At 49.1% G+C, this 9,940-nt stretch carries 12 protein-coding genes; 8 read left to right on the top strand and 4 right to left on the bottom strand.

The window, feature by feature from the left end:
• The first annotated feature begins 81 nt into the window (after positions 1-81).
• Positions 82-516 (top strand): restriction endonuclease, encoded by a 435-nt coding sequence (locus tag ACYVB1_RS14780; protein ID WP_460924554.1) that lies wholly within the window; start codon positions 82-84, stop codon positions 514-516.
• Positions 517-677: 161 nt separating this feature from the next.
• Here ACYVB1_RS14780 and ACYVB1_RS14775 read toward each other — a convergent pair whose 3' ends face one another.
• Positions 678-1,220 carry an REP-associated tyrosine transposase gene (locus ACYVB1_RS14775; protein ID WP_460924551.1) on the bottom strand — a complete coding sequence of 181 codons (543 nt, stop codon included), beginning with the start codon at positions 1,218-1,220 and terminating at the stop codon, positions 678-680.
• Between the two features lie 59 nt (positions 1,221-1,279).
• On the opposite strand from ACYVB1_RS14775, the gene ACYVB1_RS14770 reads away from it, so the two are divergent.
• The 7 genes from ACYVB1_RS14770 (at position 1,280) to ACYVB1_RS14740 (ending at position 7,406) form a co-directional block, all read left to right on the top strand.
• Positions 1,280-1,678: a hypothetical protein gene (locus tag ACYVB1_RS14770; RefSeq protein ID WP_460924550.1), complete on the top strand. Its 399-nt coding sequence runs from the start codon at positions 1,280-1,282 to the stop codon at positions 1,676-1,678.
• Positions 1,679-1,857: 179 nt separating this feature from the next.
• A complete protein-coding gene (locus ACYVB1_RS14765) occupies positions 1,858-2,052 on the top strand; it encodes a hypothetical protein (protein ID WP_460924549.1) in 195 nt (64 codons plus the stop codon).
• Positions 2,053-2,226: 174 nt separating this feature from the next.
• Entirely contained in the window at positions 2,227-2,559 is a 333-nt protein-coding gene (locus tag ACYVB1_RS14760) for a hypothetical protein (RefSeq protein WP_460924548.1), read from the top strand.
• 161 nt (positions 2,560-2,720) lie between these two features.
• Positions 2,721-4,349 carry an alpha,alpha-trehalase TreF gene (treF, locus tag ACYVB1_RS14755; protein ID WP_460924547.1) on the top strand — a complete coding sequence of 543 codons (1,629 nt, stop codon included), beginning with the start codon at positions 2,721-2,723 and terminating at the stop codon, positions 4,347-4,349.
• A gap of 70 nt (positions 4,350-4,419) precedes the next feature.
• Positions 4,420-5,538 (top strand): hypothetical protein, encoded by a 1,119-nt coding sequence (locus tag ACYVB1_RS14750; protein WP_460924546.1) that lies wholly within the window; start codon positions 4,420-4,422, stop codon positions 5,536-5,538.
• Positions 5,539-6,032: 494 nt separating this feature from the next.
• Positions 6,033-7,013 (top strand): methylmalonyl Co-A mutase-associated GTPase MeaB, encoded by a 981-nt coding sequence (gene meaB / locus ACYVB1_RS14745; protein ID WP_460924545.1) that lies wholly within the window; start codon positions 6,033-6,035, stop codon positions 7,011-7,013.
• A 246-nt stretch (positions 7,014-7,259) separates the two neighbouring features.
• The gene (locus ACYVB1_RS14740; RefSeq protein WP_460924544.1) at positions 7,260-7,406 is read left to right on the top strand and encodes a hypothetical protein; all 147 of its coding nucleotides are present in this window, start codon (positions 7,260-7,262) and stop codon (positions 7,404-7,406) included.
• A gap of 123 nt (positions 7,407-7,529) precedes the next feature.
• Here the strand turns inward: ACYVB1_RS14740 and rny are convergent, their stop codons facing one another.
• The 3 genes from rny to ACYVB1_RS14725 all read right to left on the bottom strand — a co-directional run bounded on the left by rny (position 7,530) and on the right by ACYVB1_RS14725 (position 9,939).
• Positions 7,530-9,161, bottom strand: a complete 1,632-nt coding sequence (gene rny, locus ACYVB1_RS14735; RefSeq protein ID WP_460924543.1) for a ribonuclease Y — start codon at positions 9,159-9,161, stop codon at positions 7,530-7,532.
• A 111-nt stretch (positions 9,162-9,272) separates the two neighbouring features.
• Positions 9,273-9,563 (bottom strand): cell division protein ZapA, encoded by a 291-nt coding sequence (locus ACYVB1_RS14730; protein ID WP_460924542.1) that lies wholly within the window; start codon positions 9,561-9,563, stop codon positions 9,273-9,275.
• Between the two features lie 79 nt (positions 9,564-9,642).
• Positions 9,643-9,939: a hypothetical protein gene (locus tag ACYVB1_RS14725; protein ID WP_460924541.1), complete on the bottom strand. Its 297-nt coding sequence runs from the start codon at positions 9,937-9,939 to the stop codon at positions 9,643-9,645.
• Between the last annotated feature and the right edge of the window lies 1 nt (position 9,940).

Here is a 9,940-nt window from a genome sequence, read left to right as displayed (position 1 = left end):
GGCGTTGCCAGTCATAGTCGCTGATTTCGTAACGTCGCATAAGCTTTTTGAAACTTAAACAACAGTAAAACAAAATCATTCATTAATTGTCAACACGACCTAGTAGTTGAGTTACTGGTGAAGATGGGCTATGGCGGCTCTTTAAGAGATGCTGGCAAAGCTCTTGGTAAAAGTGGAGACGGCGGTATTGATGGAATCATTAAAGAAGACAAATTAGGCTTAGACGCTATTTACATTCAGGCTAAGCGGTGGAATGGAAATAATCTGGTTGGCAGACCTGATGTACAAGCTTTCGTTGGTGCGCTGGCAATGCATGGAGCAAAGAAAGGTGTTTTTATCACAACTTCACGTTTCACTGCAGAGGCTCAATCCTATACACCCCGTAATGAAACTAAAGTTGTTTTGATAGATGGAGAGCAACTAGCTCAGTACATGATAGACTATAACCTTGGTGTCACACCAGTGTCAAAATACGAGGTCAAAAGATTAGACATAGATTATTTCGGAGAAGAGTAAGAGATGTCTTCCTGGCGCCGGAATCCATCCGGTGACGCACAGTGGGTGCGAGTCTCCAGACTCGCTTTAACACCAACACAAGTGATTCTGGAGACTCACTGCCCACTCTCGGCACCGGATAGATTCCGGCGCCAGAGTTTGCTTTTTTGTTCCTTTACGTTCTACTCTATCAGCACCACTTTCAGCCTCCCCTGTTGGCCTGCATAATCTCTGGCACTGCTGTAGTACCATTGCTCCGGCTCTTCCACAAATCCGGCTTTCACCGGATTCTGATGCAGGTACTCCAGCCGTTGCTCCAGTAGTTCACTGTTACTCAACTCTACCTGATGTCCGCTTAACTGCCAGAACTGGTGTTTACTATGGCTTACACTTTTTTCAGCGGCACTCTTAAACATCCAGAGCAACCAGTTCCTTCTGCTTTCCTTTGGATTGCTTTTAATAGCCTCCACTAAAAACCTGGAAGTATACTTTTTCAAGTCACGTATCACATCTGTAAGCTTAGGAGCAGAACACATAAGATGAAGATGATTCGTCAAGATGCACCAGGCATAGAGCGTCAGTTCCTTATTTTGCTGGCAGTAGTGCAGACTGTCACAAATTAGCTCGCAGTAGTCGCGCCGGGTAAATACATCAGCCCACTCCACTACCGTTAATGTGATGAAGTAAATATCATCCGGATTGTTTGCTTTATATTTGGTGCTCATATCATTTAAGACGCAGGACAGGATTAACTGTTCCCAAACCTATATTACCACCTCTCCACATGAAACTAAAACACATCCTCATCGCCCTTTCCGTCGCCCTCGTTCTATGGTTAATCTATGACGCCTTTTCACAACCAGGCCCGCAGGATCTAAAGGGTGACTTCAAGGAGGTAGCCATGTACCGGAACGAGAACAACACCGGTCCCATCGTCAGGGTATATGCTGTCACGGTGGCGGATACCCTGTGGGAGGAAATGCAGGCATACGGTGACTATATGCCCCACACCAAGTATGGTAATACCAAAGTTTATTTCTTCCTGAAGGATAATCCGGCACCGGAGGAGGTATTCCCCGGCGATCCAAACTTCTCGCAGCAGTATCAGGAATACAATGTAGCAGTGTACGAGAAAGATGCCATGAGCCAGGTGACATTCAGGAAAAACCCTTTCCGGCGGTGAAAGAAGCAGGCTTCCACGCAGGTAGTAAACTTCCTGAGTTAAACCAATCAGGACCTCCCACGTTTTATGATATTATCCTGCTGAGGAGCGTGTTGCCGAAGTTCGAAACTAAAGCAGGCAAGGCTTTTTGCTCAGGCAGGACAGAGAGCACCTTTGTACCCGTTTTTAACATGAAGACTATGAAAAAAAGTAAAATCTTAACAATTGCAGCACTGTTCTTTAGTAGTTCTTTTATTTTAGCCTCCTGTGGCGGAGAACCTGCCGGAGATCATTTACCACCCGAAGCAACACAAGGTGATTACCTGGGCAATGACGACATAGACACGTTAGGTGCAGCCACAGACACCGCTATGACGGACACAACACAACTATAGTGGAAAACAGCCGGTACTGTTTCTGCTGCAGAACCTGCTCTGAATAATTGCACTGTTTGTGCCATTTTGGGTATAACTACCTATAATTTTACATAAAATCCGTACAAATACGCCTATCGTTGATGGCTTAAAACCGTACAACACCATCATACACAACAATTTAAGTTTGAACTTATGAAAAGAATATGGATATCAATGGTGGCAACTATGTTTATGGGTACTTCTGTGATGATGACATCATGCGGAGGAAACAACGGAGACATGCCACCTGAAACAACAACCGGAGAAACACAGGAAACCGGAATAGAAGATCCTGCCAGCCCAATGGGTACCACAACCGGTGACACGGTGGGCACGTATGGTACAACTGCCGGTGGTACTACAGCCGGAACAACCGCAGGAGGTACAACTACCGGAACAACTGCTGGTGGTACAACCACAGGTGGTGGAACTACGGCAGGAGGCACAACTGCTGGCGGCGCAACAACCGGAACTACAACACAGTGATAGCTATATAAACAAGAATATGTTATAAAAGGAAAAGGCAGGCGGGAGCTTGCCTTTTCCTTTTATAAACAAGTTAGTAGTAATGTTACATCACTGCAGCAGTTTGATTCCCTCGCTGAGCTTCTTTCGTAAGAACACATTGCCAACCAAGCTAAATTGAAATGAGACGAAAAAAATTACCCTTTCCTAAATCCAAACCTCTCCTCCTTCTCTTATTTTACTTTTTGTATGCAGCACTGCCACTACAGGCACAGCAATTGTACCTGCCATCCGAGCGGCTAGGCGAACTGTTTGAGCAGGTGCAACTACAGAGTGTCTTTCCTGACTCCAAAACCTTTCCGGATGCCACGCCACTTGCTCCACCAGAAGAAATCCTGCAGGCATACCGGCAGCAAAAAGATTCCACAGGCTTCGATCTGAAAGAATTTGTGCTGACATACTTCGAAATGCCACCAAAGCCAGCCACTGACTTCAGGTCAGATACCAGCCTCACAGTGACACAGCACATCGAGCAACTGTGGCCCATCCTGACGCGCCAGCCAGGAGCTGACGCCGGTTCACTTATACCACTACCCAATGCCTATGTAGTGCCGGGTGGCCGCTTTAGAGAAATATATTACTGGGATAGTTTTTTTACCATGCTTGGCCTGCAAACCAGCGGCGAAACGCAGCTGATTCAGAACATGGTAGATAACTTTACGCACCTCATCAATACCACAGGCCATATTCCGAACGGCAACCGCACGTATTACCTGAGTCGCTCCCAGCCGCCCTTCTATGCCCTCATGCTGCGCGTGCTGGCACAACAAAAAGGCAAAGAAACATTAGTAGCCTACGCGCCTGCCCTGAAGAAAGAATACGACTTCTGGATGGAAGGCGCCAACACCCTCACCGCGGCCAATCCTGCGCATCGCCGGGTGGTGCGTATGCCGGACGGCAGCATCCTGAACCGCTACTGGGACGATAAACCAGACCCCAGACCCGAATCCTACCTCGAAGACGTGCACCTGGCGCAGGAGTCCGGCAGAAACCCAGAAGAGCTGTACCGCCATATCAGGGCAGCGGCAGAATCAGGCTGGGACTTTAGCAGCCGCTGGTTTTCTGATGCCAACAGCTTAGCGACCATTCATACCACAGATATTATCCCGGTAGATCTCAATGCCCTGCTCTTCCACACCGAAATGACACTGGCGCAGATGGCGGAGATGCAAGGAAACAAAGCTGAAGCAAAGCGTTATGAACAGAGAGCCAAAGACCGCCGGAAGGCACTGCTGCAGTATACCTGGAGTGAGAATGATAACTTTTTCTACGACTATGACTTTGTGGAAGGCACTACCACCAATGTTCCATCTCTGGCAGCAGTGTTTCCTTTATACTTTTGCATGGCCAAACGGAAACAGGCAGCGGCCGTGGCACAGAAAATAGAGGCTGATTTCCTGAAACCTGGCGGTGTCGTGACGACACTGAACCGTACAGGGCAGCAGTGGGACTCCCCCAACGGATGGGCACCATTGCAGTGGATGACCATACAGGCGCTCCGCAACTACAAACACAACCAGCTTGCTGACGCTGTTGCCCGTAACTGGACAAGGCGCAACATTGAAGTATACCAGGCCACAGGCAAGCTGGTAGAGAAGTACGACGTCGAGGACCTTACTTTAGAAGCCGGCGGCGGCGAGTACCCGAACCAGGACGGCTTTGGCTGGACCAACGGCGTATTGCTCAAACTGCTTACGTTGCACCCGGAGTTACTTCAGCCTGCCCGGCAGGAAGCAGTGCTGCAGCGGTAAGAAGTGAAAACCCAGGTACAGTTGGCACTACGTTTGCAAATAGATCGTTTGTAAAACAAACCGGGCATTCATGATCAACTTCAGACACATTACAGCAGCCGCTCTACTGCTTGCAGGAAGCTTTACGGCCCTTGCACAGGGCCAACGAAACAACTGGTACTTCGGGAAAGGTGCCGGTATTACTTTCACACCAGACACGGCAAAGGCCGTTACACATAGCCGTATTTTCACGGAAGAAGGCAGCGCCTCTTTGTCTGATAAAGACGGAAACCTGCTCCTCTACACCAACGGTATCACCGTCTGGAACCGGAACCACCGTGTTATGCCGAACGGCAATGGCCTGATGGGCGGGAAGTCTTCCACTCAATCGGCACTTATTTTACCTAAGCCGGGCAGCGAGACTGTGTACTACATTTTTACCACTGACATTCAGGCTCAATCCAACGGCTTGCGCTACAGTGTAGTAGACATGACCAAGCAGGAAGGCAACGGAGATATCATATCCAGAAACAATTTCCTGATTTCCCCGGCTACGGAGAAACTCACGGCAGTTCGCCACAGCAACAACCGCGACTGGTGGGTGATAGCGCATCGCTGGAACAGCAATGGCTACATGGCCTTTCTTGTGTCGGAAGATGGCGTGAGCGTACAGCCCGTTTTAAGCAATGTTGGTACGGTACACGGTGGTGCGAACAGTAAAGCTATTGGCTATCTGGCTCCCTCCCCGGACGGTACCAAGCTGGCTTCAGCCCTTTGGGATGCTTCGAGCAACTTTGAGATACTGGACTTCGACCGCAGTACAGGAGAAATATCTAACCCCAGGCTATTGAAGGGTTTTGAAGAAGCCTACGGTGTGTTGTTCTCACCGGATGGCACGAAGTTGTATGGTACTGCCAACGGAAAAGGTGGCGGCAAGGCACAGATTGTTCAGTTTGATATAACAACCGGAGATGCAGATGCCATTGCCAAATCAGCAGTAGTAGTAGGCACTTCAGCCAGTCCCAGGATAGGTGCCCTTCAGTTAGGGCCAGATGGGAAAATATATGTTGCCCGCAAAGACAGCGGGTATCTGGGTGTTATCAGCAACCCGAATGAAAAAGCAAAGGACGGCATGTATCAAGATGATGGATTTCACCTGGCCGGACGCAAAAGTGACTTAGGATTGCCTAATTTTCCGCAGGGCCTTTGAAGAGATACAAGTATCAGGATGTAAGACACAAGACTTTATAATATAGAGCAGCCCCCTTTGTTAGGTGGCTGCTTTTTTTGTGCACACAAACCAGGTGGCGCTATCTCCATCCTTTTAGAGCACAATAGAATTTTGTTTTACATGACATCCAGTTAAGGATCTGGTGCATGATGAACTACTGGTAAGTCACCAAACCCCTAACAGAATATCAGAGCCGAAGAACTAGCCTCATCTGCCAAATGTACATCCACAGAAATGCTTTCACCGTTTAGCACCTATTGTTGCAGCCTTTGCTATGGCACTTAGCGTAATACCTTTAAATTTGTGAAAGACCAGGACTTATCCGGAGCGTAGCAGGTTAATTCTGCTTCCCTCTAAGTTCACCGCTGTTGTATATGCACACCAACAGCCTGCTGGTTAAAAGACACAGCAAGGGCTGCGTACGTGTAAGACCATAAAACCAAAACTATTCCTGAACCTAAACCCAAACGCTCTTGGCCAAGCGATTTAGTGCAGAAAAGTATATAGCCGGCATTTTAGCCGGTGACCGGATCATGCTGAGCCGTGCCATTACGTTGGTAGAAAGCAAACTGCCTTCTGACCAGGAACTGGCGCAGGAGGTTATTAACCAGGTACTCCCGCATGCTGGTAATTCCGTTCGGATAGGCATTACAGGTGTGCCGGGTGTAGGAAAAAGCACTTTTATAGAAGCTTTCGGCATTTACCTGATTCAGGAGCAAAACAAGAAACTGGCCGTGCTGGCCATAGACCCAACCAGCCAACGCTCCGGCGGCAGCATATTAGGCGACAAAACCCGTATGGATACACTGGCCACGAATTCGCAGGCTTTCATACGGCCCTCTCCGGCAGGAAAATCCCTTGGTGGCGTTACCCGGAGCACCCGCGAGTCCATCATCCTTTGCGAAGCAGCCGGATTTGATACCATCTTTGTTGAAACGGTGGGTGTAGGCCAATCTGAAACGGCCGTGCATGCCATGGTGGATTTTTTCCTGCTGCTGATGCTCGCCGGCGCCGGCGATGAATTGCAGGGCATCAAGCGCGGTATCATGGAAATGGCCGACGCCATTGCCATCACCAAAGCCGATGGTGCCAATGTAGCCAAAGCTAAATCCGCTCGCGCCGAGTATCAGAACGCGCTGCACCTCTATCCAAAGGCTGCATCCGGCTGGTTGCCGCAGGTCAGCACCTGCTCTGCCCTTCAGCAAACCGGTCTTGACACTATCTGGCAAACTGTCTCCGATTACCTGCAACTCACACACAGCAACGGCTTCTTTGAGCAAAAGCGCCGCGACCAGAACCTGCAGTGGATGTACGAAGCCATTCGCCAGGGCCTGGAAGAGCACTTCTACAACCATCAGCAGGTAAAGGCACAGCTACCGGAAGTTGCAGCGCAGGTAAAAGATGGACAGAAATCTGCGTTTGCCGCCGCTGCGGAGTTGTTGGGGTTGGTGTAGCAGCAGCTCAAAACAGTTGCCCTTATCTACTCTATAAAGCTGCTGTTTCCCCATCTGCTGGGGACATCCTTGTCCCTTTTTTGCGTTACCGGGTCAAACCACTTCTACCCCTCCTTGTCCAAGGCGGGGAATCTGATCATCATACCGGCCAAGGCTTTTTCCATTGTTAAAGTTTTATCTATGAACGCAACATTGAAATGTGCTAGCACGGAGTGGATGTGTTTGCAGTCTTTCCGTTGAGCGCCTTTGGAGATTTTTCGGTGCCGCGTGAGCGGCAGCGCCCTGGCGCAGAAAAACTCCCAGCGCGATGCGGGAAGACGAGGCCTCTCGGCCCAGAGAGCACAGGAAGACAAGATGGAAAAGGCCGCTAATGAGTCGCTGGGTAAGCAGTAGCTACGGCAGCTTAGGAAGTAACTCAAGCATAGACTGTGGAAGAAACTTCAGGAAAAAGACTATAAAACAAAACCGCCTGCCACAGATGTAGCAGGCGGTTTTGTTTTATAGTCTTTTTCAACGCTACTTAGCGTAGCTGATGGCGCGCATTTCGCGGATTACGGTGATTTTGATCTGTCCCGGGTACTGCATCTCTTTTTCGATTTTTTGAGAGATGTCGTAAGAAATCTGGGATGCTTTTTCGTCTGATACGTTATCGGCATCTACCATCACGCGCAGTTCGCGGCCAGCCTGGATGGCGTAGCATTGGTTTACACCTTCAAACGAAACAGCTGTTTCTTCCAGCTCCTTCAGACGCTTGATGTAAGACTCCATGATTTCGCGGCGGGCACCTGGTCTTGAACCGGAGATGGCGTCGCAAGCCTGCACCAGTGGAGATACCATGGCGGTCATTTCCACCTCATCGTGGTGAGCACCAATGGCATTGCAAACATCCGGATGCTCCTTGTACTTCTTGGCCATCTCCATACCGATAATCGCGTGCGGCAGTTCCGGCTCATCCGGTGTTACCTTACCAATATCGTGGAGCAGACCAGCGCGCTTCGCGTGTTTCACGTTCAGGCCAAGCTCCGCTGCCATCGTGGCGCAAAGGTTCGCTACCTCGCGTGAGTGCTGCAGCAGGTTCTGACCATAAGATGAACGGAAACGCATACGGCCCACCATCTTAATCAGCTCAGGGTGCAGCCCGTGAATACCTAAATCAATGGCAGTACGCTCCCCAATCTCTACTATTTCTTCTTCAATGTTTTTGCGTGTCTTGGCAACCACTTCCTCAATGCGGGCCGGGTGAATACGGCCATCCGCTACCAGGCGGTGCAACGACAAACGCGCAATTTCACGGCGAACCGGGTCAAAACCAGAGATAATAATCGCCTCCGGCGTATCATCTACAATAATCTCCACACCAGTGGCAGCCTCTAAAGCACGGATATTACGTCCTTCACGGCCAATGATTTTACCTTTGATGTCGTCGCTCTCGATGTTGAACACCGACACGCAGTTTTCAATAGCATGCTCTGCCGCGGTACGCTGAATGGTTTCGATTACAATCTTCTTGGCTTCCTTCGTAGCTGTAAGCTTGGCCTGTGCCACGATGTCTTTGATGTGAGAAGAAGCCTGTGTCTGTGCTTCGCTCTTCAGTGCCTCTACCAGCTGCTCACGCGCCTCGGAGGCCGTAAGTCCAGCTATCTTCTCCAGCTGGCCAACAATTTCGTTGTGCTTCGCCTCTACCTCTTCTTTGCGCTTTTTAAGCTGCTCCAGCTGCGTGCTCAGGTGGTCTTTCTCTTTGTCGAGCTGCGCATTCATCTGCGCTCTTTCCTTGTCGAGCTGCACTGATAAGCTTTCCTTCTCTTTTTCAAGTTCAGCCTCCAGGCGCTTCGCCTGCTCCAGTTGCTTGGTAGCCAGTTGCTCACGCTGTTTTACCTTGTTTTCGTTTTGGATGATGATGTTCTTTTTCTTATTCATCTCCTCATCGAAATCAGACTTAAGCTTCAGGTATTTTTCCTTGGCTTCCAGGATGCGGTCTTTCTTGATGCTTTCGGCATTTACCTCCGCCTCACGAATGATGCTCTTGGCACGCTGACGCGCATCTTCCTCCTGCTGCTTGTAGACCCTCTGCAGCAGAGAGCGGCCAATGAATACACCCACTGCGAGCGCAACAATGGCAGTTAATAAAATGTAAAGGATATCGGGCATAACTATTAAGCTTTTATAGTGAATAAAAACACATAGCAGTGCCTGCAAAGGGACAGGGTATGACTGTAGTCCTAACGAAGTATAAGTGGCAGGCCTAAAGGGCCGTAGTGCCTACTTAGCATTTACTGATGATAAGAGTTCTTCCAGAACGTTGAGTTGCTGACCTACTTTGGTGCCGTGGGAATCTCTTTCCTCCTCTAGTTTCACCTTGTCCACCATGGTCTCAAAAGCGACCAAAGCGAGCAGATCCTGCTTGTCTTGCAGGCCGAACTGATCCTTGAAAAAGCGCAGGCGCTCGTTCAGAATCTTTCCAACAACTCTAATTCTTTCTTCTTCTTCCTCTTTTACCCGCATCGGATACTCGCGTTCCGCGATGCGAATCTTTATAGCTAATTCTCCCATCCGTTGCGTTTTAAGGGTTTATGCTTTCTCAGGTGCTTTCATAGCTCTTGGGCCTCGTTGGCCCAGTACATGCTGGTGCTCAGTCCTGTAGATAAGCGATACACTTATCAATTTCTCTGATATATTCGTTCAGCTTGAGCTTTAACTCTGTCGAATTTGCAGGGTTTCCTGCTATCGTGTCTACAATTTTAACAATATTCTCCTGATTTTGAAAATTTTTTATTTGTTGCTCCTTTTCTTCGACCAAACTCTCCAGAAACTTAATTTCTTCCTGGGCATTGGCTAATTTTTGCTGCACATCGGTATAACGTGCCACAAGTTTGCGCAACTTATCTTCAATATGCTGGAGTTGCTGTAACTGCTTTTCCTTCGCCATA

The sequence above is a fragment of the Pontibacter brevis genome (genome assembly GCF_054779655.1).
Note: the sequence above shows the minus strand (reverse complement) of the source record. Positions and strands in the feature narration are given on the sequence as shown.

Bases quoted from the DNA above. Each gene is read 5' to 3' on its own strand.
- ACYVB1_RS14725 (WP_460924541.1), bottom strand. From the start codon at position 9,939: ATGGCGAAGGAAAAGCAGTTACAGCAACTCCAGCATATTGAAGATAAG.
- treF (WP_460924547.1), top strand. From the start codon at position 2,721: ATGAGACGAAAAAAATTACCCTTTCCTAAATCCAAACCTCTCCTCCTT.
- ACYVB1_RS14730 (WP_460924542.1), bottom strand. From the start codon at position 9,563: ATGGGAGAATTAGCTATAAAGATTCGCATCGCGGAACGCGAGTATCCG.
- rny (WP_460924543.1), bottom strand. From the start codon at position 9,161: ATGCCCGATATCCTTTACATTTTATTAACTGCCATTGTTGCGCTCGCA.
- ACYVB1_RS14750 (WP_460924546.1), top strand. From the start codon at position 4,420: ATGATCAACTTCAGACACATTACAGCAGCCGCTCTACTGCTTGCAGGA.
- ACYVB1_RS14770 (WP_460924550.1), top strand. From the start codon at position 1,280: ATGAAACTAAAACACATCCTCATCGCCCTTTCCGTCGCCCTCGTTCTA.
- ACYVB1_RS14760 (WP_460924548.1), top strand. From the start codon at position 2,227: ATGAAAAGAATATGGATATCAATGGTGGCAACTATGTTTATGGGTACT.
- ACYVB1_RS14775 (WP_460924551.1), bottom strand. From the start codon at position 1,220: ATGAGCACCAAATATAAAGCAAACAATCCGGATGATATTTACTTCATC.
- ACYVB1_RS14765 (WP_460924549.1), top strand. From the start codon at position 1,858: ATGAAAAAAAGTAAAATCTTAACAATTGCAGCACTGTTCTTTAGTAGT.